Origin of the sequence: Chenggangzhangella methanolivorans, assembly GCF_042648545.1 — a bacterium.
Taxonomy (GTDB): Bacteria; Pseudomonadota; Alphaproteobacteria; order Rhizobiales; family Methylopilaceae; genus Methylopila; species Methylopila methanolivorans.
Genome location: NZ_JBHRXS010000006.1, coordinates 12,755 through 34,883 on the forward strand (window position 1 = coordinate 12,755; position 22,129 = coordinate 34,883).

19 protein-coding genes are annotated in these 22,129 nt (G+C 67.7%); 6 read left to right on the forward strand and 13 right to left on the reverse strand.

The features are described 5' to 3' along the window. Positions 1-3: 3 nt before the first annotated feature. The 4 genes from purE to ACFOWB_RS11330 all read right to left on the reverse strand — a co-directional run bounded on the left by purE (position 4) and on the right by ACFOWB_RS11330 (position 1,961). Positions 4-513, reverse strand: a complete 510-nt coding sequence (gene purE, locus ACFOWB_RS11315) for a 5-(carboxyamino)imidazole ribonucleotide mutase (protein WP_261402354.1) — start codon at positions 511-513, stop codon at positions 4-6. Positions 514-734: 221 nt separating this feature from the next. Continuing rightward, complete coding sequence (locus ACFOWB_RS11320; protein WP_261402355.1) at positions 735-1,115, reverse strand: hypothetical protein; 381 nt, start codon at positions 1,113-1,115, stop codon at positions 735-737. Positions 1,116-1,120: 5 nt separating this feature from the next. Further along, complete coding sequence (locus ACFOWB_RS11325; RefSeq protein ID WP_261402356.1) at positions 1,121-1,495, reverse strand: hypothetical protein; 375 nt, start codon at positions 1,493-1,495, stop codon at positions 1,121-1,123. Positions 1,496-1,736: 241 nt separating this feature from the next. Beyond that, positions 1,737-1,961, reverse strand: coding sequence for a YdcH family protein (locus ACFOWB_RS11330; RefSeq protein ID WP_261402357.1), 225 nt, complete (start codon positions 1,959-1,961; stop codon positions 1,737-1,739). Between the two features lie 212 nt (positions 1,962-2,173). Here ACFOWB_RS11330 and ACFOWB_RS11335 point away from each other — a divergent pair, with 212 nt between their 5' ends. From ACFOWB_RS11335 to ACFOWB_RS11345, 3 genes are all read left to right on the forward strand, one after another. Then, positions 2,174-2,356, forward strand: coding sequence for a YdcH family protein (locus ACFOWB_RS11335; RefSeq protein WP_261402358.1), 183 nt, complete (start codon positions 2,174-2,176; stop codon positions 2,354-2,356). Positions 2,357-2,780: 424 nt separating this feature from the next. Further along, positions 2,781-4,580, forward strand: coding sequence for an ABC transporter ATP-binding protein (locus ACFOWB_RS11340; protein WP_378147346.1), 1,800 nt, complete (start codon positions 2,781-2,783; stop codon positions 4,578-4,580). A 19-nt stretch (positions 4,581-4,599) separates the two neighbouring features. Continuing rightward, positions 4,600-5,301, forward strand: a complete 702-nt coding sequence (locus tag ACFOWB_RS11345; RefSeq protein ID WP_261402359.1) for a DUF3592 domain-containing protein — start codon at positions 4,600-4,602, stop codon at positions 5,299-5,301. A gap of 142 nt (positions 5,302-5,443) precedes the next feature. Here ACFOWB_RS11345 and ACFOWB_RS11350 read toward each other — a convergent pair whose 3' ends face one another. Continuing rightward, positions 5,444-6,058, reverse strand: coding sequence for a L,D-transpeptidase (locus ACFOWB_RS11350; protein ID WP_261402360.1), 615 nt, complete (start codon positions 6,056-6,058; stop codon positions 5,444-5,446). A 472-nt stretch (positions 6,059-6,530) separates the two neighbouring features. Between ACFOWB_RS11350 and ACFOWB_RS11355 the strand changes: the two genes are divergently transcribed. Together ACFOWB_RS11355 and ACFOWB_RS11360 are read left to right on the forward strand one after the other, a co-directional pair. Further along, positions 6,531-7,943: an ammonium transporter gene (locus tag ACFOWB_RS11355; RefSeq protein WP_378147348.1), complete on the forward strand. Its 1,413-nt coding sequence runs from the start codon at positions 6,531-6,533 to the stop codon at positions 7,941-7,943. A 25-nt stretch (positions 7,944-7,968) separates the two neighbouring features. Next, a complete protein-coding gene (locus ACFOWB_RS11360; protein ID WP_261402362.1) occupies positions 7,969-8,172 on the forward strand; it encodes a hypothetical protein in 204 nt (67 codons plus the stop codon). A gap of 207 nt (positions 8,173-8,379) precedes the next feature. Here ACFOWB_RS11360 and ACFOWB_RS11365 read toward each other — a convergent pair whose 3' ends face one another. After that, positions 8,380-10,002, reverse strand: a complete 1,623-nt coding sequence (locus tag ACFOWB_RS11365; protein ID WP_378147351.1) for an acyl-CoA synthetase — start codon at positions 10,000-10,002, stop codon at positions 8,380-8,382. A 197-nt stretch (positions 10,003-10,199) separates the two neighbouring features. Here ACFOWB_RS11365 and ACFOWB_RS11370 point away from each other — a divergent pair, with 197 nt between their 5' ends. Continuing rightward, positions 10,200-10,931, forward strand: coding sequence for a hypothetical protein (locus ACFOWB_RS11370; RefSeq protein ID WP_261402364.1), 732 nt, complete (start codon positions 10,200-10,202; stop codon positions 10,929-10,931). On the opposite strand, the gene glgA is transcribed toward ACFOWB_RS11370, so the two are convergent. The 7 genes from glgA to treY all read right to left on the reverse strand — a co-directional run bounded on the left by glgA (position 10,928) and on the right by treY (position 22,064). After that, a complete protein-coding gene (glgA, locus tag ACFOWB_RS11375) occupies positions 10,928-12,376 on the reverse strand; it encodes a glycogen synthase GlgA (protein ID WP_261402365.1) in 1,449 nt (482 codons plus the stop codon). The genes ACFOWB_RS11370 and glgA overlap by 4 nt on opposite strands. 89 nt (positions 12,377-12,465) lie before the next feature. Next, a complete protein-coding gene (locus ACFOWB_RS11380; protein ID WP_261402366.1) occupies positions 12,466-13,833 on the reverse strand; it encodes an NAD(P)H-dependent oxidoreductase in 1,368 nt (455 codons plus the stop codon). Beyond that, positions 13,830-14,801, reverse strand: coding sequence for a hypothetical protein (locus tag ACFOWB_RS11385; RefSeq protein WP_261402367.1), 972 nt, complete (start codon positions 14,799-14,801; stop codon positions 13,830-13,832). Before ACFOWB_RS11385 ends, ACFOWB_RS11380 begins: the two co-directional genes overlap by 4 nt. A gap of 133 nt (positions 14,802-14,934) precedes the next feature. After that, positions 14,935-16,197, reverse strand: coding sequence for a glucose-1-phosphate adenylyltransferase (glgC, locus tag ACFOWB_RS11390; RefSeq protein ID WP_378147354.1), 1,263 nt, complete (start codon positions 16,195-16,197; stop codon positions 14,935-14,937). 53 nt (positions 16,198-16,250) lie between these two features. Beyond that, positions 16,251-18,743, reverse strand: a complete 2,493-nt coding sequence (locus ACFOWB_RS11395) for a glycogen/starch/alpha-glucan phosphorylase (protein WP_378147356.1) — start codon at positions 18,741-18,743, stop codon at positions 16,251-16,253. A 342-nt stretch (positions 18,744-19,085) separates the two neighbouring features. Then, complete coding sequence (locus tag ACFOWB_RS11400) at positions 19,086-19,319, reverse strand: hypothetical protein (RefSeq protein ID WP_378147358.1); 234 nt, start codon at positions 19,317-19,319, stop codon at positions 19,086-19,088. 105 nt (positions 19,320-19,424) lie between these two features. Then, positions 19,425-22,064 (reverse strand): malto-oligosyltrehalose synthase, encoded by a 2,640-nt coding sequence (gene treY / locus ACFOWB_RS11405; protein ID WP_378147360.1) that lies wholly within the window; start codon positions 22,062-22,064, stop codon positions 19,425-19,427. Positions 22,065-22,129 lie beyond the last annotated feature (65 nt).

Here is a 22,129-nt window from a genome sequence, read left to right on the forward strand (position 1 = left end):
ACCTTAGCCCTCCGAAACCGGCGTCTCGGCGACGCCGCCGGTCTGCGTCGCGCGCCATGCGTCGAGCCGCTCAGCCAGCGGCTCATCGGAGAGCGCGAGCACCGAGGCCGCGATCAGCGCGGCGTTGATCGCGCCGGCCTTGCCGATCGCAAGCGTGCCGACCGGAACGCCGCCGGGCATCTGGACGATCGACAGCAGGCTGTCGAGGCCCGACAGCGTATGGGATTGAACGGGCACGCCAAACACCGGCAGCGGCGTCATGGCCGCCACCATGCCCGGCAGATGCGCGGCGCCGCCCGCGCCTGCGATCACCACCTTGAAGCCGTCGGCCTTGGCGCTCTTGGCGAAGGCGACCAGCCGGTCGGGCGTGCGATGCGCCGAGACGATGCGCGCCTCATGGCCGACGCCGAGCGCGGCGAGCGTCTCGGCCGCATGGCGCATCGTCGCCCAGTCGGACTGGCTGCCCATCACGATGGCGACGGGCGTCTGTTCGGCGCGGGCCTCCGCGGCCATTGGTCATGCTCCGGAAAGAGAGGGTTTTTGAGGCGGCGGACGATAGGCGCCGCAGACGCGCGAGGCAAGCGCGCCGTCCGGACGCGCCGACCTTTTCGCCGTCGCGCAGAACGGCGATCCGCCTTCGAGGCCCGCCGAAAGAACAGGGGCGCCTCTGGCGGTCGACGGCTTTGTCCGACTTTGGTCGCCGGGCTAAGCCGTCGGCGCAGCGGAGATCTGCGTCACCGCCCGCAATAGACCAGCACGTTGAAGGGGCGATCCGAGAGCTGGCCGCTCAGGTTGTAGGTCCTGACTAAGATGGAGTCGACCTCGCCGCCATTGTAGACCGATATCGATCCGGGCTCGTCAGGCGCTCCGAACCTGCTGCCCTGGGTCGCGGAAAATGTGCAGTCGTAGATGCTGCGGCCGAAAATGACGAAGTAGAGGCCGGGCCCCTCCCTTCGCGTTGCGACCACCCCTTCTCCGCCGTCGAGTTGGCCGTCCTTGAAAACGCGCGCCGACATCGTGGCGACGCCGAACTGGGCCATCGCCTGCGTGAAGCCGGCGGCCGTCGAAACGACGACCAGCGCGGCGACCAAGCTTCTCTTCGCGAAGGTCGTCATGTCGATCAATCCTGGCACTTCACGAGAAGGCTGAAGTCACGTTTGGCGAGCGCGCCTTTCGCGTCGAAAGTGCGGACTTCGAGCACACGCGGATCGGACGGCGGAGTCGACTTGCCGAGTTCTACGCCGACCGATCCTGCCGAGCGGCCGTGGATCGAGCCAAACCACCCGCATTTGTCGATCTGCCGGTAGAACTCGATCTCGAACACGCCCTTTTCCTTTCTCACGGACGAAACGATTCCGGACGTTCCCCCGATCTGCTTTCCGGCGCTCGAGAAATGGCCCCAAAATTCAGCCGTGCCGGTTCCTTCGCCGGGGCGGGCCGAGGCGGGCAGGGAGACTACGAGCGCGATCGAAGCGGCAAGCGCGATCGACGACAATCTGCTCGACGGCATTTCGCCTCCATGAATACCTTAAGTAGTATTTGGTTAGATAGTCATTAATATGCAGTCGACGCAAGCTCGATTTTGCCGCTGATTGCTTTCCGACGCGACGCAGGAGGAACGATCTTTTTAGTTGATTTAGATCATGTCTGGACGAGCGACGTCATCGCGCCGATCCGCTGTTGCGGAGGACATCGAACGTCGTCGTGGTCGCGAAAGCCCGTCACGCTCCTTGCCCTCAGGCGATGATGTCGGGCGTCAGCCTGTCTTCGAGAAAGATGATGCGGTCCTTGAGGCTCAGCTTGCGCTTCTTGAAGCGCTGGATCTGAAGCCTGTCCCCGGCGCCGAGCTTCTCGAGCGCCTCGATCGCGTTGTCGAGGTCGCGATGCTCTTCGCGCAGCCGGGCGAGCTCCTCCCGGGCCGCCGCTTCCTCGGCCCGCGCCTCGTCGTCCCGCACCGCCATTCGCGCCCCGCCGTTCAACGCACAACTGTCACGCCACGCCGACTATCGCCCGCGGCCCACCGGGCGGCAAGCCGGGGCGCGCCCACGGGGCGTAAACCGGACGGTAAGCCTCCCACGTCGCTGTGAAGAATCGGTAGGCCGATGTGCATCGACAGCGTGACGGGACCGTGACATGATTCCGCTCGTCTATCTGAAACAGGGAGACGTGCTTGATGTCTATCGAGTCGCACATCGCCGAGCTCGAAAAGAAGCATCGCGCCATCGAGAAAGAGATCGAGGTGGAGATGATGCATCCGAACTCCGATGAAGTTAAGGTTTCGTCCCTCAAGCGTAAGAAGCTTCGCATCAAGGACGAAATGGTGCGCCTCAAGTCTCCGGAGCCCACGCTCCACTAGCATCACGCGTTACACAGTTTTACGTGAACTTCGCGCCGCCGGTCTCCTCGATCGGCGGCGTTTTCGTTTGGGCGATATTGCTCTCGCGAGCGTGAGCCGAGCTCGCTTGCGACGCGAATCGGCTACGTATAAACCCGTATCCGCCCGCCGCTTCCGGCGCCTCGATCCTTGGAGGGAGAACGCATGACCACGACCGTCATCGCCGTCGCCTCCGGACGCATGCGCCTCGCCGGCCGATAGGTCCGCGGACCGCGCGGTCCACCGGGCCGCGCCGCAGCCGACGACGTCTCTCCACCGATTTCGACAGTTTCGGGCGTTTGATCGAACGCTGGCGTGCGGCCGCCATCGACGCCGCGCGCCTGACGCTTCGCGCGCCCCCAATCTGGGAGGCGGCCGCCGCTCAAGCGCGGGGCCGCGCCGTTTCATGACCCGATCTCTTCGGACCTCCGGAGCGAGCCCGTTCCTGCGGGTGCTCGGCTTCGTCTTCTCGCACTGGCGCCGCCAGCCGAAACGCCTGGCGCTCGTCGGCGGCGCGATCGCGGCCGCGACCGCCGCCGACCTCGCGATCCCGGTCTTCGCCGGCCGTCTCGTCGACGCGCTCGCCTCGGCCGACCGCGCGGCGGCGCTCCAGGCCGCGCTCGACGCGCTTTGGCTGATCGTCGCGCTGGGCTTTGCGATCGCGCTGTTCCGCCACGTCGCCTTCGAGGCGATCGTGCACATGACCCAGCGCCTGATGCGCGAGGTCGCGGCCGAGGCCTTCGCGCGCGTGCAGCGCTTCTCGACCGACTGGCACGCCAACAACTTCGCGGGCTCGACCGTGCGCAAGATCACGCGCGGGATCTGGTCCATCGACCAGTTCAACGACATCCTGCTGGTGGCGCTCGCGCCTTCGCTCGTCGTCCTTGTCGGCGCGACCGCGATCCTGGGCGCGTACTGGCCGGCCATGGGCCTCGTCACGCTCGTCGGCTCGCTGCTCTATGTGGGCGTGACGGTCGCGGCCTCGCTGCTCTGGGTCGCGCCGGCGGCCCAGCTGTCGAACGCCTGGGACACGCGGCTCGGCGGCGCGCTCGCCGACGCCGTCACCTGCAACGCGGTGGTGAAGGCCTTTGGGGCGGAGGCGCGCGAGGAGGCGCGGCTCGGCTGGCTGATCGGCAAGTGGGGGCGGCGCACGACCCGCACCTGGATGCGCTCGGTCTGGAACAACACGTTTCAGAACGCGGCGCTCGCCGCCTTGCGCGCCGCGATCCTCGGCGTGGCCATCTGGCTCTGGTGGCGCGGCGAGGCGAGCGCGGGCGACGCCGCCTTCGTGCTCTCGATGTTCTTTGTGATCTACGGCTATCTCCGCGACGTCGGCATGCATGTCGCGGACGTGCAGAGGGCGGTGAACGATCTCGAGGAGCTCGTGGCGCTGCACGACGAGCGGATCGGCGTCGGCGACCGTCCGGACGCGCGGCCGATCTCGGTCGGGCAGGGGCGCATCGCCTTCGAAAACGTCACGTTCCACTACGCCGGCCACGTCGAGCCGCTGTTCCGCGGACTCGACGTCGAGATCCGGGCCGGCGAGCGCGTCGGGTTGGTGGGCCGCTCGGGCTCGGGCAAGACGACTTTCGTGAAGCTCGTGCAGCGGCTCTACGACGCCAACGAGGGCAAGGTGACGATTGACGGCCAGGACGTCGCCCGCGCCACCCAGTCGAGCCTGCGCGCCCAGGTCGCGATCGTGCCGCAGGAGCCGATCCTGTTCCACCGCACGCTCGGCGAGAACATCGCCTATGCGCGGCCCGGCGCGGGCCAGGCCGAGATCGAGGCGGCGGCCAAGCTCGCCAACGCCCACGAGTTCATCTCGCGCCTGCCGAAGGGCTACGGGACGCTGGTGGGCGAGCGCGGCGTGAAGCTGTCGGGCGGCGAGCGGCAGCGCGTCGCGATCGCCCGGGCGTTCCTGGCCGACGCGCCGGTGCTGATCATGGACGAGGCCACCTCGAGCCTCGATTCGGAGTCCGAAAGCCTGATCCAGCAGGCGATCGAGCGCCTGATGGACGGCCGCACCACGATCGTCATCGCGCATCGGCTATCCACGGTGCGCGCGATGGACCGCATCTTCGTGTTCGACCGGGGGCGGATCGTCGAGCAGGGAACGCACGAGGCGCTGCTCGAGCGCGAGGACGGCGCCTATCGACGCCTGTTCGAGCGGCAGTCGGGCGGGCCCGGCGAAGGGATCGCGGCGTAAGCGCAAGGAGCGAAGGACGATGCGGACGCTGTTTTATGTGGGCCTGATCTTCGCGCTCGTCGGCGGGCTCTTCACCGTCGTCGGCGCCGGGCTCGGGATCTATCAGAACCGGGCCTACGAGGGGCTGAGGGAAGCCTCCGGCCGGGTCGTGGCCAACGACTACAGCCGCGACTCGGACGGCGACGGCGGCTATCGCGCGGTCGTGCGCTTCGAGACCGCCGACGGTCGGCAGGTCGACATCCGCAGCCGCGTGCGCTCCAGCCCGCCGGCCTTCGACGTCGGCGAGAGCGTCGTGGTGCGCTACGATCCGGCGGTCCCCGACAGCGCGCGCATCGACAGCTTCATGGAGCGATGGTTCGGGCCGCTGATCTTCGGCGGGCTCGGCGGCGTGTTCCTGGCCATCGGGCTCGGCCTTCTGATCGCCCGCGGCCTGTCGCGGCGGCGCGACGCGCGGCTCAGGGAGACCGGCGACCGTCACGTCGGGCGGGTTCTGGGCGTGGCGCGGAACCCGAGCGTGCAGTTCAACCGTCAGGCGGCCTGGCGCGTAGAGGCCGAGTGGAGCGACGGGATTACCGGAGAGCGCCGCGTCGCGCTGAGCCGCAACCTCGACTTCGACCCGTCGCCCTGGCTCAAGAGCGACGTGCCGGTCTTCGTCGACCGCACGAACCGCGGCCGGACGCTCGTCGACGTCTCGGAGATCGAGGCGGCCGCTTCGAGATGAGGGCGCCGCCCTTCTTGTCCCGGACGTGATCCGGGACCCAGAACCGACGACGGCCGCCGGATGGGAACTCCCGGCGGCCGTCGCGTCTTCTTGAAGCGATTTCGTCTCTGGATCCCGAATCAGGTCCGGGACAAGCAATGGGTCAGCGCACCACGACCTTCGTGCCGAGCGGAACCCGCGAATACAGATCCTCGACGTCGAAATTGATCATGCGGATGCAGCCCGACGACATCGCCTTGCCGATGGTCAGCGGCTCGTTGGTGCCGTGGATGCGGAACAGCGTGTCCTTGCCGTCCTTCCACAGATACATCGCGCGGGCGCCGAGCGGGTTCTCCGGGCCGCCGGACATCCGCAGCGGAAGGTCCGGGCGGCGCTCCAGCATCTCGGGGGGCGGGACCCAGTCGGGCCATTCCTGCTTGTTCTGGACCGTGGCCTCGCCCGACCAGCCGAAGCCTTCCTTGCCGACGCCCACGCCGTAGCGCAGCGCCGTGCCGTTCGGCTGCACGAGATAGAGATAGCGCTGGCCGGTCTCGATCACGATGGTGCCGGGCGCCTCGCCGGTCGGATCCGGGATCTCGGTCTTGCGGAACTGCACCGGCAGGGCCGTCGGATAGTTCTTCGACATCGCGAAGGCGATGGCGGCCTCGCGGGAGCCGCCGCCGCCCGTCGTCGCGCCGCAGCCCGCAAGGGCGATCGACGCGGCCACGACGCCAAGCGCCGCGGCGCTTCGCGTGAACCCGAAACGTACTCTGGTCATCTGACGCTCGCCCAACACGCGGCGGTCGCCCGCACGCGCCACGCAGCCTCGCGGCCGCCCACTTCCCCGATCCATGAATACACTGAAGTCTTGCGGGCAAGTGAAGAGCATGGGCCCGCGCCCCGGCGTTTGCGCGCGCCTCGTGTCCGCTGCGCCACATGACGGCGGCGTGATCTGCAGGCGCCGAAGCGATGATCACTTTTGCGCCACGTTTCCGTCAGGTCCGACGCACGCCGCTGGGCGCCGCCGAAGCGCAAGGAGCGTCACGAAAATGTGAGGCCGGAGGCGGGCGGACGTGAAAGTCAAGCGCAGCAAGCGGCCGCGCGCTTCTTCGAAGATCTTGCCGGGCGTGTAGCTTTCCTCTCGCGAAACAAATTCGCTTCGTTGGCGCCCGGTTTGCCTCGCACGCCTTGGGCCGCCTCGCGTCGATCGCCGGGTTGGTCCGTCACGGGGATCACGGGGAAGACGGCGCATGACAGAGCACCTCACAGCTCTCACAACAATCTTCACGGAGTTTTACTTCTTTCTGACCGTCGTGTTGATGTTCTTCATCCACGTCGGCTTCTGCATGTATGAGGTGGGCGCCGCCCGCACCAAGAATGTGCAGCACACTCTGCTGAAGAACACGATGGCCATTCCGCTCGTCGGGCTGTGCTTCTTCCTGTTCGGCATGTGGATCTACATCGCGTTCCAGGGCTGGCCGGTGAACAGCCTGTCGCTCAGCTTCGAGACGGGCTTCGAGCCGTGGTCGCAGAAGATCGCGCCGAACCTCACCGACCGCATCTCGGGCGTGTTCTGGGCGGCCTTCGCGCTGTTCGGCATGACCGCGGCCTCGATCGTCTCGGGCTCGCTCATCGAGCGCACCAAGACCTCGGCCTTCTTCATCATCGCCATCTATGTCGGCGCGATCGCCTGGGTCATCCCGGCGGCCTGGGCCTGGGCCGGCAACGGCTGGATGGCCCAGTATCTCGGCTTCCACGACCAGTATTGCTCGGCGATCCTGCACTCGGTCGCGGGCTTCGCGACGCTCGGCGTGCTCATGCATCTCGGCCCGCGCATCGGCAAGTTCGCCGCCGACGGCACGCCGCGCGAGATCCCGCCGCACAATCCGTGGCTGGTGACGATCGGCCTGTTCATGATCTTCATCGGCTTCTGGGGCTTCTACGCCGCCTGCCACGTGCCGATCGTGAACGTCGCGGCCGAAGGCGCCACGCCTTACTTCACCGCCACCAACATCTATGGCGTGCCGATCACGCTCTCGGGCGTCGTGATGAACTTCTCGCTCGCCCTCTTCGGCGGCATGGTCACGGCCTACATCGTCTCGAAGGGCAACCCGTTCTGGACATATTCGGGCGGCCTCACGGGCCTGATCTCGGCCTCGGCCGGCAACGACTTCTACCACCCGGTCATCGCGCTGGTGATCGCGGTCGCCGGCACGATCATGGCCTACAAGCTGCACTACTGGGTCGAGAAGAAATACAAGATCGACGACGCCGTTGGCGCGGTCGCGGTCCACGGCTATTGCGGCCTGTTCGGCGGCGTGGTCGCGGGCTTCGCGCTCTGGGGCTATCCGGCGATCATGCCGTCGGCCGGCGTCGCGGTGACGCTCGCGGACGGCGCCGGCTGGTTCGGCGTCAACGCGGAAGGCCTGCCGATCGTCACCCCGATCGGCAACCTGATCGGCTCGCTCGTCTTCGCCCTCGGCTTCGGCTTCGCGCCGGGCTGGGCGCTCGGCAAGGTCCTGTCCTCGCTCGGCATGCTGCGCGTGTCGCCCGAGAAGGAGCTGCTCGGCCTCGACGGCAAGCACGTCGCCACGACCTACCCGGCGCATTCGGGTCTGGAGGCCGAGTTCGAGGCCATCCAGCGCGCCGAGGCCAAGATCTGATCATCGCGACATAAGGAGACAACTCATGAGCACTGGCATCACGTCCGTCGCCAACCTCCCGGAGCTTGCGGCGATGTATCCCTTCGCCGGCTTCGAGTGGCTGTTCACGCTGATCGTCGTGGCCTTCACGGTGATCTTCATCATGAAGCAGATCGCGATGGACAAGGACGAGTCGGCGGAAGCCGCGACGTCCCCGATCCCCGCGACCACGATCGCGCCGGCCGAGTAAGGGCGGAAGCCGTCCCCCGGGCTCGACCCGGGGGTCTGCCGGCGACGCGAGCGCCAAGCCTGGCGAACCCGTGGTCCGAGAGGGCCGCGGGTTTCGTCTTGTCGAGAGGCGTCAACCCGACCGGAGCGCAGCGCAGAGCCCGGATGACGCCCGGTCCGGAGCCGCCGCCTCCGGTTCCTCCTCCGCTTTGCGCAGGAGGATCCCGTTTCACCCCTCCCGCGCGCGCTCCCGCAGCACGAATTTCTGCACTTTTCCCGTCGAGGTCTTGGGCAGCTCGTCGAACACGATCGTCTTCGGCAGCTTGAAGCGGGCGAGGCGCTCCGCCGACCAGGCGATCAGTTCTTCCGCGGTGGCGGACTTCCCCGGCTTCAGCTCCACGAAGGCGCAGGGCGTCTCGCCCCACTTCTCGTCGGGCTTGGCCACCACCGCGACCGCCGCCACCGCCGGGTGCTTGTAGAGCGCGTCCTCGACCTCGATCGACGAGATGTTTTCGCCGCCCGAGATGATGATGTCCTTCGAGCGGTCCTTGATCTGCACATATTTGTCCCGATGCCGGACGCCCAGATCGCCCGAATGGAACCATCCGCCGCGGAACGCCGCTTCCGTGGCCTTGGGGTTCTTGAGATAGCCCTTCATCACGACGTTGCCGCGGAACATGAGCTCGCCGATGGTCTCGCCGTCGTCGGGAACCGGCTCCATTGTCTCAGGGTCGATGACGCGGAAATCCTCGAGCGCCGCATAGCGCACGCCCTGCCGGGCCTTGCGCTTGGCCTGTCCGGGCAGGTCGAGCTCCGACCAGTCCTCGTGCCAGTCGTTGACGACCGCGGGCCCATAGGTCTCGGTGAGCCCGTAGAGATGCGTCACCTCGAAGCCCGCGTCCTTCATGCCGGCGAGCACGGCTTCCGGGGGCGGGGCGGCCGCGGTGAAGAACGCCACCTGACGGGGCAGGGGGCGCTTCTCGTCCTCCGGCGCGTTGATCAGCGTCGCCATCACGATCGGCGCGCCGCAAAGATGGGTCACGCCGTGGTCGGCGATGGCGTCATACATCGCTTTCGCGCGCACCTGCCGCAGGCAGACATGCGTGCCGGCCGTCACGCTGACCGACCAGGTGAAGCACCAGCCATTGCAGTGGAACATCGGCAGCGTCCAGAGATAGACCGGGTGCTTGCCCATGTTCCCGGTCACGACGTTGCCGGTGGCGAGCAGATGCGCGCCGCGGTGGTGGTAGACGACGCCCTTCGGGTCCCCGGTCGTGCCGGAGGTGTAGTTCAGCGAGATCGCGTCCCACTCGTCGCCGGCCCACTGGGGCGCCTCGCCGGGTTCGGCTTCGGCCAGCAGCGCCTCATAGTCGAAGTCGGAGATCGGCTCGCCGGCGCCATGGTATTCGGGATCGTTCACGTCGATCAGCAGCGGCTTCACCCTGGCGTTCGCGAGCGCCGCCGTCATCGCTTTCGAGAACTCGCGGTCGACGATCAGAACCTTGGTCTCGGCATGGTCGAGAGTGAAGGCCAGGATCTCGGCGTCGAGCCGTGTGTTGAGCGTGTTGAGCACCGCCCCGGTCATCGGCACGCCGTAATGGCATTCGAGCATTTCGGGCGTGTTGGAGAGCAGCACCGAGACCGTGTCGCCGCGCCTGATCCCGCGCTTGGCGAGCGCCGCCGCAAGCCGCCGGGCGCGGTCCCAGAACTCGGCGTAGGTGCGCTTGAGCGGCCCATGAATGATCGCGACGCGTTCGGGAAACACCATCGCGGAGCGCGCCAGAAACCCGATCGGCGTCAGCGGCTGATGGTTCGCGGGCGTCTTGGGAAGGTCGTCATAGGGCGACGTCATGGGGCTCGGCTCTATCGGTCGATTTGTCGTGACGATCGATAGAGGCTCGCTGGCGTCCGGCCAATGCCGCTTTCGGGGGAGCGGAGCGGCAAGGTGAGCGCCTTGCGCCGAGGGCCGTTGGTGCGGGCGGAAATTTGTCCCATGGTCAGGCTACCACCCGCGTGGAGCGGATTGCGCAATGAAGGCGACCGTCAACGATGACCGATAGCAACGCGTTCTTTCGTTTCATCTGGCGCATGAACGCCTTGGTGATTTTTGGGCTGGCGCTGCTGAGCCTCCTGGCAGTGGTCTACTGGGTCGTTGAGCTGGTCGGCCCTCGCGCACGCAATGTCGTCGAGATCTCGTCGGCTGGTGAGAAAGACGCTCCGGCGCGCGAACCTGCTCGCGAACTGAAGGTCGGAGGCTTCCAGCCTTCGGGACCCTCCGTCTTCGAGGCGCCGCTGCTTCGCGCTTCGTCTTCGCGCAAGCGACCAGCATTGTCCTCCGGCTTTAAGGGCGGCGAAGATCAGATCGCGCTCAACGTTGTATTCTTCAACACGCAGACCGGTGAGATCAAGCGGGTGTTTCCGACGGACAGCGGGCTGGTCCTGCGGCGGCACGCAGTGCGCTTCAGCGAGAAGGACGATCCTGTCGCCCACCTCTACGTCTACGTGCCGGCGGACAGCAACGGAGACAAGTTGTTGACCGACGACGACGCAAAGCGCGTCGTGATGGTGCGGCCGGACGGCGGGAGCATGATCACGCTGGCCGAGGGCGTCGATGAGTTCGATCGTGCGGACGAGACGAACTACGGCAGCATGCTGGTGAAGGCCGACGCGCCCAAGCTCCGCTGCTTCGTCCGCAAGTACGACGAGACACGCTTCCTGGAAGTGGATCTCGCGACCTTCACCGTGACCAGTGGGCCGGTGGTGGCGCTGCCGAAGCTCTAGATGTTCCCGACCAGTTCCCGATAGAGCGCCGCATAGGCTCCGGCGCTCGCGTTCCACGAGACGTCGGCCGCCATGCCGTTCTGCTGGATCCTCGCCCACGCCGCCTTGTCGGCCCAGAGCGCCGCCGTGCGGCGGAGCGCGGTCTCGAGCGCCGACTGGCAGACCGGCGAGAACTGGACGCCGGTGGCGACGCCCGGGCCGAGCGCCGCGGGGTTGGCGTCGATCACCGTATCGGCGAGGCCGCCGACGCGCGCGACCACCGGGACCGCGCCGTATCGCAGCGCGCAGAGCTGGGTGAGGCCGCAGGGCTCGAACCGCGAGGGCACGAGGATCGCGTCGGCGCCGGCCTGCATGAGATGGGCGAGATCCTCGTCATAGCCGATGAAGCAGCCGACGCGTCCCGGATGCCGCTGGCTGAGCGCCGAGAAGCGCTCCTCGAGCCAACCTTCGCCGGAGCCGATCAGCGCAAGGTCGGCGCCGAGCTCGAGGATGGTGGGCACGGCCTCGGCGAGGAGATCGAGCCCCTTCTGGCTCGACAGCCGGCTGACGACGCCGAAGATGAGCCGCGTCCCGTGCGGGTCGAGCCCGAAGCGCTCGGCGAGCGCGCGCCGCGTGTCGCGCCGGCCGGACAGGTCGGCGGCCGAATAGCGCGCGGGGAGCCGAGGATCCGTCGCGGGATTCCAGACCTCCGTGTCGACGCCGTTCAGCACGCCGGAGACATCCGCGGCGCGCGCCGACAACAGGCCGTCGAGCCCGATGCCGCCGTCCGGTTCGAGGATCTCGCTGGCGTATGTCGGCGACACGGTGGTGATGCGGTCGGCGAAATAGAGCGCGGATTTGAGGAAGCCGACGCCGCCGTAATATTCGACCCCGTCCATGTCCATCGCATGGTCGGGCAGGCCGAGCGCGCCGCGCAGGGTCGGCGGAAACCAGCCCTGAAAGGCGATGTTGTGGATGGTCGCGACCATCTTGGGCCGCGGGCCGGGGGCGTAGGTGAGGTAAGCGGCCGCAAGGCCCGCCTGCCAATCGTGCATATGCACGACTTGAGGGATCGGATGGCCCGCCGCCCCCCGCGCGACCTCGGCGGCGACGCGCCCGAGCGCCGCGAACCGATAGGCGTTGTCGGGCCAGTCGGTTCCGTCCGGGCCGGAATAGGGGCCGCCTGCGCGGTCGTAGAGATGGGGGGCGTCGATCACCAGCAGGTCGAGGCCTGCGTGCTCGCCGGCGAGCAGCCGAGCGCGGCCGCCGAACAGGTCACCGAACTCCGCCACCGGCTCGGCCGCGCCGAGTTTCTGCATCACCTGCCGATAGCCCGGCAGCAGCGTCGTGGTCTCGACGCCGTGCGGCTTCAACGCCGCCGGCAGCGCGCCTGCGACGTCGGCGAGGCCGCCGGTCTTGATGAGCGGGTAGATCTCGGAGGCGACAGCGAGGACGTTGAGGGACATGGACGCGCGAACTCTGCTTCGACGAGCGAACCTTGGTCCGCCGACTGCCGCCGCGCAAGCCGGCCGCCCGGTCTAATCCCCGCGCAAGCTTAGGCTTTTTGGCTAGTGGGATCAGGCCGAAACGCCGCCTCCATCTCGCGCCGGACGCGCACCGCCTCGCTGTCGGCGATCTCGACGTCGCTCCAGGTCACGATCTCGCCCTTGGCGATCGGCCGCGTGAGCGTCACCCCGTGCGCGAGGCCGATCGGCAGCGCGCCGAGGCGCAGCGAGTCCTCCGCCGGCATCAGGCGGCCCCAGACGGTGCGGCCGCCCTCGCCGTCGAGCGTCGCGCCCGCATCGAGCGCGGTCTTGGCGCAGGCGCCGACATCGGCGCGAAATCCCGTCGGCGCGCCTGTCGGCTCGCCGCGGAGCGCGGCCGAGGCGACGCTCACCCCGAGCTCCAGCCCGATGAGATGCGAGGGCCGCCAGAGCGCCGCGACGCGCCCCGTCGGATCGGTCGACACGCCGTATTCGCGAAAGCAGCGGCGGGCGTAGTCGCCGCCGGGATCCTTCGGCTCGAACGTCACATAGACGCCCCAGCGCAGGTCGTTCGGCGTCTGCGACCCGTCGCGGTTGAGGCTCGACACGACCTCGACCATGCCGGACCCGTCCAGAACGCCGCCGTCCGCCCGCGGCCGCAGCACGCTCGCGAGCTCTCCGACGCCTGCGGGCGGGAAGGCGAGGCCGCCCTTCGGGGCCTTGAGCCCTGTGCCGTTCGCGATCGCGGCCATTTCGATCGCGGATTTGGTGCCGTCGAGGAAGGAGTTGAACATTTGCGGGTTCATGCCCGCCGCCTTCGCCTCCTCGGGCGAGAGCCCGTAATGGTCCCACACGGTGTCGGGCGTCGAGGCGTGATAGCTCGGCAGGTACTTCGTGCCCTTTCCCGCCGCCACGACCTCGAAGCCGCAGGCGCGCGCCCAGTCGACCATCTCGCAGACGAGCGCCGGCTGGTCGCCATAGGCCATCGAATAGACCAGTCCCGCCTGCTCGAACTTTTTGGCGAGCAGCGGGCCGGCCAGCACGTCCGCCTCGACATTGACCATCACGATGTGCCGGCCGTGCTCGGCGGCGAGCAGCGCGTGCCGCACGCCCGCCGACGGGCTGCCGGTGGCGTCGATCACGACCTCGAGGCCGCTCGCGCGGATCAGGGCCTCGGCGTCCTCCACAATGGCGACGCCGCCGCCGGAAAGCGCGGCGTCGAACGAGCCGACGATCGCTGCGTCGGCGTCCCAGCCCGTCGCCACGAGCGCCGCGCGGGCGCGGTCGGGCGAGAGATCCGCGATCCCCATGACGTGCAGCCCCGGGGTCGCGCGGGCCTGCGCGAGAAACATCGCGCCGAACTTGCCGGCCCCGATGAGGCCGACCCGGACCGGCCGGCCCTCCTCGGCGCGGCGGAGCAGCTTGGCGGCGAGGTTCATGGGACGGGCCTTTGCTGCGGGCTATCTGGCGCTCCGAAGAGCCAGCCGAGCTCGCTTGCCGCCTTTACCGTTCGGTCTTTCGGCTTCGTCGCCATCGCCCGCTCGATCGTCGCGCGAAGGTCCGGCACGGCGGGGAGAGGCGCGGCCCATTCGAGGCTTTCGTATTCGTCGGGCCGGGCCGGCGGCTCGATATCCTTCGGAGTCCAACCGTAGAGCTGAAAGCTTCGGAACCGGAGCAGAGCGCGCACGGCGGCGCTGGTGTCGGTCAACTTCGCGATGAAGGCGGGCGTCATGCAGATGTTGGCGAGTGACGTATAGCTGTCTGGATCTCGACTTGCCGCATAGACGTGGTTGAACTGGACGTCGCGCCCGCGCCGCGAAAGGCCGTTGGCCCACAAGAACGCGTCTGTCGGGCTCTTGTTGTCATCGAGAAGAACGGGACAGCCGTCGATTTCAGCGCGCTCGCCAACGCGGCGTTGATCTCGGATGGATCGAAAAATTGCTTTGCCGTCGGCTTGGTGAACCGTCACCGGATGGCTGAACAAAGTCAGCGACGCGACAGCCTGAGCGACCGATCCATAGCGTGAGAGTTCGATCAACGCCTCGAAAGCGGAGCGGCCGTCCAGATCGAAATCAGCAAGCGTTCGCGCTGCCAATTGTCGAGTTCGTTTTGGATCGGGCTTTTCGCGGCCGCGAGGCGCTACGCGCACGTCTTGAGAGCCGAGTTCGATGGACGTTGCTGTCGGGCCGCTCCTCTCCGTGTCTCGAAACCGTACGTACCAGAGCACAGAGCTCTTGTAGGACGCGAGATTGTTTCGAACATCGCCGACAAACGGGATTTTGGACGGATTGGGGCGGCCGTGACGGCTGTCGTCTACAGAGTACGTCAGCGTTTGAATCAGCGATCGACAGCGGTCGCGCTCGTAAAAGTCGTCAAGATCGCCGTGATGCGTTTCGACGCGGGACACCCGGTGAAGCTGAGCCGTGATAGTTCCCTCACTGTAGCCTTGCGCGCGCAACAAACGCGAATACTCGCCTCTCATTAAAACCCCCCGCGTCATCCCGCGAGAGGCTATAGCAATCCAAGATTGTGAAAAGCGCTCACATCCCGTCGATCATCGCTTGGGTGATGAGGCACACGCCCTTTTCGGTGCGGCGGAAGCGGCTGGCGTCGAACTCCGGATCCTCGCCGACCACGAGCCCCTCGGGGATCTTCACCCCGCGGTCGATCACCACGTTCTTGAGCCGCGCCGAGCGGCCGATGACGGCGTCTGGCAGGATCACGGCCCGGTCGACGTCGGCGTAGGAGTTCACCCGCACGCCGGTGAAGAGCAGAGACTCCTTCACCCCCGAGCCCGACACGATGCAGCCGCCCGAGACCAGCGACGAGATCGCGCGTCCGCGCCGGTCGTCGCGGTCATGGATGAACTTCGCCGGCGGGGTGATCTCGGCGAAGGTCCAGATCGGCCAGTCCTTGTCGTAGAGGTCGAGCGACGGGACGAAGTCGGTGAGGTCGATGTTGGCCTCGAAATAGGCGTCCACCGTCCCGACGTCGCGCCAGTAGGGCTCGTCTTCGGACAGGGAGCGCACGCAGGACTTCGAGAAATGGTGGGCGACCGCCTTGCCGCCCTTCACGATCGCCGGGATGAGGTCCTTGCCGAAGTCGTGGGACGAGTTTGGATCGGCGGCGTCCTCGCGCAGCAGGTCGAACAGGAACGGGGTGTCGAACACGTAGATGCCCATCGAGGCGAGCGCCATGTCGGGCTTGCCCGGCATCGCCGGCGGATCCTTGGGCTTTTCGAGGAAGTCGACGATGCGGTCGGTCTCGTCGATGTGCATCACGCCGAAGCCGGAGGCCTCCTCGCGCTTGACCTCGAGGCAGCCGACAGTGACATCGGCCCCGCTCTCGACGTGCTGGGCGAGCATCTGCTCGTAGTCCATCTTGTAGATGTGGTCGCCCGCCAGGATGATGATGTGGCGCGGCGCGTAGTCCTCGACGATGTCGATGTTCTGGTAGACCGCATCCGCCGTGCCGAGATACCAGGCGTCTTCCGAGACGCGCTGGCTCGCGGGCAGCACGTCGAAGCTTTCGTTGCGCTCGGCGCGGAAGAAGTTCCAGCCGCGAGTCAGGTGCCGGATCAGGCTGTGGGCCTTGTACTGGGTCGCCACCCCGATGCGGCGGATGCCGGAATTCAGCGCGTTCGACAGCGCGAAGTCGATGATGCGCGTCTTGCCGCCGAAATAGACCGCCGGCTTCGCCCGGCGGTCCGTCAGCTCCATCAGACGGGAGCCTCTGCCCCCCGCGAGAACGAACGCCATGGCCGTACGGGCGTAAGGCGGTCCGAGCGGGGATGCAGGCGGCATAAAACACTCTCCTCGACACGACTTCGCGGGGGCGGGCGGGACGCCCGGCCGCGTCAGGCCGAGGGCGTCACGTTCCAGATCTCTTCAGCGTATTCACGTATGGTCCGATCCGACGAGAACCAGCCCACTTTCGCCGTGTTGATGACGCTCGAGCGCATCCAGACCGGCCGGTCGCGCCATTTCTTGTAGACCGCGCGCTGGGAAGCGAAATAGGCGTCGAAATCGGCCGTCACCAGGAAGGTGTCGTGGTTGAGAAGCCCGTCCACGAGCCCGCGATAGCGGCCGGGATCGTCGGGCGAGAAGGTGCCCCCGGCGACCGAGTCCAGCACTTCCCGCAGCGTGGCCGAAGCCGCAACCGCCTCGCGGGCGTCGTAGCCGGCGCGCTTCTTCTGCTCCACCTCCTGGGCGGTCAGGCCGAAGATGAAGATGTTGTCGTCGCCGACATGCTCCTTGATCTCGACATTGGCGCCGTCGAGCGTGCCGATCGTCAGCGCGCCGTTCAGCGCGAGCTTCATGTTGCCGGTGCCCGACGCCTCGAGGCCCGCAGTCGAGATCTGCTCGGAGAGGTCGGCCGCCGGGATGATGCGCTCGGCGAGGCTGACATTGTAGTTCGGGAGGAACACGACCTTCAGCATGCCGCGCAGCGTCGGATCGGTGTTGACCGTCCGCGCCACGTCGTTGGCGAGCTTGATGATGAGTTTGGCGGTGTGATAGCTCGCCGCCGCCTTGCCGGCGAAGATCTTCACGCGCGGCAGCCAGGCGCGCATCGGCTGGGCGCGCATCGCGTTGTAGACCGCGACCGTCTCCAGGATGTTGAGCAGCTGGCGCTTGTATTCGTGGATGCGCTTGATCTGGACGTCGAACAGCGCGTCCGGATCGACCTTCACCTCGTTGCGCTCCATGATGATCTTGGCGAGCGCGATCTTGTTCTCGCGGCGCGCGGCCATCAGCCTGTCATGGAGCCCCGTGTCGTCGGCGAGCGCGGCGAGCTTGTCGAGCTGCGTCGGGTCGTCGAGCATCTCCGGCCCGATCGCGTCGATGATGACGTCGGTCAGCAGCGGGTTCGCCTGGCTGAGCCAGCGGCGGAACGTGATCCCGTTGGTCTTGTTGACGATGCGGCCGGGATGCAGCGCGTGCAGGTCGCGGAACACGGTCTGCTTCATCAGGTCGGTGTGCAGCGCCGAGACGCCGTTGACCTTGTGCGAGCCGATGAAGGCGAGCCACCCCATGCGCACGCGGCGCCCGTTGCCTTCGTCGATCAGCGAGATGGTGGTGAGCAGCGCGTCGTCGCCCGGGCGCTTGGCCCGCGCGGCCTCGAGCTCGAGCGCGTTGATGAGGTAGATGATCTGCATGTGGCGCGGCAGCAGCCGCTCCAGCAGCGGCACCGGCCAGCTCTCGAGCGCCTCGGGCAGCAGCGTGTGGTTGGTGTAGGAGAAGGTCGCGCCCGTGATCTTCCAAGCCTCGTCCCATGAGAGGCCGTGGACGTCGAGCAGGATGCGCATCAGCTCCGGCACGGCGATCGCCGGATGGGTGTCGTTGAGCTGGATCGAGACGTGGCTGGCGAGGCTCTTGATGTCGCCGCGCTCGCCGAGATGGCGGCGGATCAGGTCCTGCAGCGAGGCGGAGGCGAAGAAGTACTCTTGCCGCAGCCGCAGCTCCTGGCCGGCCGGCGTCTCGTCCGACGGATAGAGGATCTTCGAGATCGACTCGATGCGCACGCGGTCGGCGAGCGCGCCCACATAGTCGCCGCGGTTGAAGGCGTCGAGCGAGATCGGGTCAGGCGCGCGGGCCGACCAGAGGCGCAGCGTGTTCACGTGCTTGCCGCGCCAGCCGACCACGGGCGTGTCGATCGCCACCGCCTCGACGGTTTCGGCCGGGCGCCACACGAAGCGCGGCTCGCCGCCCTCCATCACCTGCTCGACATAGCCGCCGAAGCCGATCGGATAGTCGACCTCGGGATGGGCGAACTCCCACGGATTGCCGAACGACAGCCAGTCTTCCGGATATTCCTGCTGCCAGCCGTCGCGCATGCCCTGGCGGAACAGGCCGTGATCGTAGCGGATGCCGTAGCCGAAGGCCGGCACGCCGATCGAGGCCATCGAGTCCATGAAGCAGGCGGCGAGGCGCCCGAGGCCGCCATTGCCGAGCGCCGCGTCGGGCTCGGCGGCCCGCACCTTGTCGATGTCAACGCCGAGGCCTGCAAGCGCCTCGCGGGCGTCCTCGATCAGGCCGAGATTGTTCATCGCGTCGAACAGCAGGCGGCCGATCAGGAACTCGAGCGAGAGATAGTAGACGCGCTTCTGCGGGGTCGCGGCGTTGTGCTCGGCGACCCAGCGGTCGACGATCCGGTCGCGCACCGCGAGCGCGGTCGCCACGAACCAGTCGCGGTCGCTTGCGGTGTCGGGCGTGCGGCCGACCGAATAGGTCAGCTCGGCCAGGATCTCCTTGCCGAGTTTCTTGGCGGCGGCGCCCGGTTCCGGGGCGTCGGAGCCGCCGCGGACAGGACGCTCCAGATCGGCCGCCGTGGTGGATGCGGTGTCGTTCATGAGCCAGGTCCCCCGTCGCATGAGTCGGTCGACCGTCGACCTAGCAAGAGCCGGGCCGATATGTCGAATGCTGCAACGCAGTAGATGACGCGGGGGCGGGGGAGGGCAACCCCGGCGTCTCGGCGCGAGCGCGCGCAGGACCGGCGAAGGCCGTGGCGGGGCGTCGCATGGATGGGGAAGGGGGATGGGGTTCTTGTCCCGGACTCGATCCGGGACCCAGAACCGATGCGTCAGCAGAACGGAGCGCGATCGTCAGATGATCTGGAAACGCGTCTCGGCTCTGGGTCCCGGGTCAAGCCCGGGACGAGGGCCTTTGGGTTTCACGCCCGCAGCATCCGGGCGTCACGCCCGTGCGGCGAACATCACGACGTTGGTGTCGGGATCGTCCAGCGCGTCCATGGTCGCGACGTGCCGGCTCGCCGTGTCGGCGAGGCGCGACCGCAGCGCGCGAACCTGCACCAGAAGATCGAGCCCGAGCCCGAGAGGCGTGCACATCAACGTCGTGGCGTAGACGTCGAGCGCCTGGGCAACGAGTTCGGTGTCCTGAGCGGACAAAGACAGCTTGATGTCGTCCATTCGCCGGGCCCCCTCGCCGGAGGTGTCATCGGCCGCCCCCTGCGACCACCTCCAATGAATGGGCTGAATTGTGCGCAATTGAATATACGCAGAACGACTTACGCCTCAGGACGAAGACGTCAGAAAAGCGACGGGCAGAAGAAGCAGATCGCCCAAGAGCGTCTCGGCCTTCAGCCTCGTTGACCGTCCGGTGACATGGTCTGTCGCCTGCCTGTCGCGCAATGTCGCAGGCATGTTTATGACGTTCTTCTGCAACACTTTTTCGGCCATCCGCAGGCCGTCGGAGGCGTCCAGGCGCCCGCAGGCCTGCCGGAACGCGACGGCGACGGCCGTGTCGCCGCCAAGCGTGCGGGCGAAGGCGACGACATGGTCGGCGTCCGGACCCTCGATCTCGAGCGGCTCGTAGGAGCCTTCTGAGAAGAGCCGCGGCGAGCGCGCGCGCTCGGCGAGAGTCGCGGCGATCAGCGCCTGCTTGACCGCGCCGTCCCGCCAATGGGCGGCGGCCTCGAGCGGCGTCTCCGCCTTTCCGAGCGCGGCTTCGCGGGCCGCGAAATCGACCGGGCGGCGGTTGTCGGGATCGACCAGCGACAGGTCCCAGAACTCGACGCCCTGATAGGTGTCGGGCACGCCCGGGATGGTGAGCTTGAGCAGCGTCTGCGTAAGCCCGTTGGCCGCGCCTGCTGGGCCGATGCGCTGCGCGAAGGCCGCAATCTCGGCGCGCAGCTTCAGGCCGGGCGTCGTCATCAGCTTCATGAGCAGGTCGCGCGCCGCGGTCTCATAGGCCTCGTTCGGCGCGCTCCAGTCGGTCTGGAGTTTTGCTTCTCTGAGCGCCTTCTCCTGCCAGCCCGCGACGCGGTCGGCGAAGGCCTCACAGCCCGTTGCGTCGTCGGGCGAGAGCCAATGAGGCCAGGCTCCGACGAGCGTCTGGCAGAGGATCTGCTCGTCTGCGGCCGACGGCCCGTCCGCGCTCCGCAGCTCGGCCGAGGCCTCGCGCCAGCGGCGGGCCGCGGAGGTCCACTCGTCCGGGATCTCGCTCAACACCGCGAGCCGCGCGCGCACGTCCTCGCCGCGCTTGTGGTCGTGGGTCGCGCCGGTGAGCATCGCGTCGGGGAACGCCTCGCCGCGGGCCGCCGCCTTTCGGTGGAACTCGGCGACGTCCATCGAAAACGTCGCGACGTCGAAGCCGACGTCGGTGCGCGAAAGCAGCCGGCCGTAGCGGTAGAAGCCCGTGTCCTCCACCGCCTTGGCGGCGACCGGCGCCGAGAGCTGCTGGAACCGGCGGATCGCCTTGTCGAGCAGGATGCGCTGATCGTCCGGCGCCTTCTTGCCGCCGAGCCATCCGTCGAGCTGGTCCAGCACCGGCGCGTCGGCCGGCATGATGGTCAGGCGCGCCTTTTCGAGCGCCTTCGCGAAGATCGGCTTGTCGGCCTCCGTGCGTCCCTCGATCGCGTTGGCGTAGGTGCGGTAGGCCGGGAAATGCGCGAGCAGCTCGACGAGCGCCCGGCGGATCGCGGCGCGCGGCGTGTCGCGGGTCTCGTAGTCGAGCCGCGCCACCCGGTGCAGCGCGTCGGTCGCCTGGTCGAGCTGGGCCGAGAAGGAGCGGTCGAGGATCTCGCGCCGCGCCGTCTCCTCCTCGACATGGAAGTCGGCGGGCCGGCCGCTGATCTCGGCCCAAAAGACGTTAAGTTTCTCTTCACCATCAGCGTCGTGCAGCAGCGCGCTGACGTCGTCCATGAAGTCGTAGCCGCTCGCGCCGTCGACCTTCCAGTCGCGCGCGAGCTCTTCGCCGGGGCCGAGAATCTTCTCGATCACCAGATAGGCGCGTTGCTCGGAAAGCTCTCCCGGCCGCTCCGCCTGCCGCTCGTCGAGATGGTCGCGCAGGTTCCGCGCATAGCCGCCGGGGTCGGCGAGCCCGTCGATATGGTCGACGCGGAACCCGTCGATCAGCCCCTCGGCGTAAAGGTCGAGTAGCTTCTCATGGGTCGCCTCGAACACTGCGGGATCGGCGACGCGAAGCCCTGCGAGTTCGTTGACGTCGAAGAAGCGCCGCCAGTTGATCTCGTCGCCCGCCACCATCCAGTGGGCGAGCCGCCAGTTCTGCTTTTCGAGCAGCGCGTGGAGACGGGCGCGGCCGTCCTCGGTCGTCGCGTCGTAGGCCTCGATGCCGCCAGCGGTCTCGATGTCGTAGCGGTCTTCGGGGCGGATCGGGAACATGTGGTCGGCGTAGCGCAGCGTGATCCCGCCGCGCTTGCCGTCGCGCGCGAGCTTGAGGTCGCCCGAGCGCAGCGCCTCGCCGTAGGGCACGCCGAGGGTGGGCAGCAGGATCTTGTCGCGCAACGCCGGGTCGGCCGGCTCCCAGTCGATGTCGAAGAAATGCCCGAAGCGCGAGCCGCGGCCATAGGTCAGCACGTCGAGCCACCAGGCGTTGTCGTCCTTGCCGACCGCCATGTGGTTGGGGACGATGTCGACCACCATTCCAAGGCCTTCGGCGCGCAGCGCCGCCACCAGCTTGCGAAAGCCGTCCTCGCCGCCGAGCTCGGGGTTCACCCTGGTCGGGTCGACCACGTCGTAGCCATGGTTGGAGCCCGCGCGGGCGGTCAGGATCGGCGAGGAATAGAGGTGGCTGATCCCGAGCCTGCGCAGATAGGGCACGAGCGCGATGGCGCGCTCGAACGGGAAGTCCTTGTGGAACTGGAAGCGCATGGTGGCGCGGGGAGGGGCGGCGACGGCCGGAGCGTTGGTCATGGGGCGGGGCTCCGTTGGATCGCGACGCGGGTCGATGGTTTCTGGCGCTCGTCTAGGACGTGGCG

What these genes read in the sequence shown, in the direction of transcription:
- ACFOWB_RS11355 (WP_378147348.1), top strand. Translation starts at nt 6,531, where the DNA reads ATGACAGAGCACCTCACAGCTCTCACAACAATCTTCACGGAGTTTTAC.
- ACFOWB_RS11400 (WP_378147358.1), bottom strand. Translation starts at nt 19,319, where the DNA reads ATGGACGACATCAAGCTGTCTTTGTCCGCTCAGGACACCGAACTCGTT.
- ACFOWB_RS11350 (WP_261402360.1), bottom strand. Translation starts at nt 6,058, where the DNA reads ATGACCAGAGTACGTTTCGGGTTCACGCGAAGCGCCGCGGCGCTTGGC.
- glgA (WP_261402365.1), bottom strand. Translation starts at nt 12,376, where the DNA reads ATGTCCCTCAACGTCCTCGCTGTCGCCTCCGAGATCTACCCGCTCATC.
- ACFOWB_RS11370 (WP_261402364.1), top strand. Translation starts at nt 10,200, where the DNA reads ATGACCGATAGCAACGCGTTCTTTCGTTTCATCTGGCGCATGAACGCC.
- ACFOWB_RS11345 (WP_261402359.1), top strand. Translation starts at nt 4,600, where the DNA reads ATGCGGACGCTGTTTTATGTGGGCCTGATCTTCGCGCTCGTCGGCGGG.
- ACFOWB_RS11330 (WP_261402357.1), bottom strand. Translation starts at nt 1,961, where the DNA reads ATGGCGGTGCGGGACGACGAGGCGCGGGCCGAGGAAGCGGCGGCCCGG.
- ACFOWB_RS11335 (WP_261402358.1), top strand. Translation starts at nt 2,174, where the DNA reads ATGTCTATCGAGTCGCACATCGCCGAGCTCGAAAAGAAGCATCGCGCC.
- ACFOWB_RS11395 (WP_378147356.1), bottom strand. Translation starts at nt 18,743, where the DNA reads ATGAACGACACCGCATCCACCACGGCGGCCGATCTGGAGCGTCCTGTC.
- purE (WP_261402354.1), bottom strand. Translation starts at nt 513, where the DNA reads ATGGCCGCGGAGGCCCGCGCCGAACAGACGCCCGTCGCCATCGTGATG.
- ACFOWB_RS11340 (WP_378147346.1), top strand. Translation starts at nt 2,781, where the DNA reads ATGACCCGATCTCTTCGGACCTCCGGAGCGAGCCCGTTCCTGCGGGTG.
- ACFOWB_RS11365 (WP_378147351.1), bottom strand. Translation starts at nt 10,002, where the DNA reads ATGACGTCGCCCTATGACGACCTTCCCAAGACGCCCGCGAACCATCAG.
- ACFOWB_RS11380 (WP_261402366.1), bottom strand. Translation starts at nt 13,833, where the DNA reads ATGAACCTCGCCGCCAAGCTGCTCCGCCGCGCCGAGGAGGGCCGGCCG.
- ACFOWB_RS11320 (WP_261402355.1), bottom strand. Translation starts at nt 1,115, where the DNA reads ATGACGACCTTCGCGAAGAGAAGCTTGGTCGCCGCGCTGGTCGTCGTT.
- treY (WP_378147360.1), bottom strand. Translation starts at nt 22,064, where the DNA reads ATGACCAACGCTCCGGCCGTCGCCGCCCCTCCCCGCGCCACCATGCGC.
- glgC (WP_378147354.1), bottom strand. Translation starts at nt 16,197, where the DNA reads ATGCCGCCTGCATCCCCGCTCGGACCGCCTTACGCCCGTACGGCCATG.
- ACFOWB_RS11360 (WP_261402362.1), top strand. Translation starts at nt 7,969, where the DNA reads ATGAGCACTGGCATCACGTCCGTCGCCAACCTCCCGGAGCTTGCGGCG.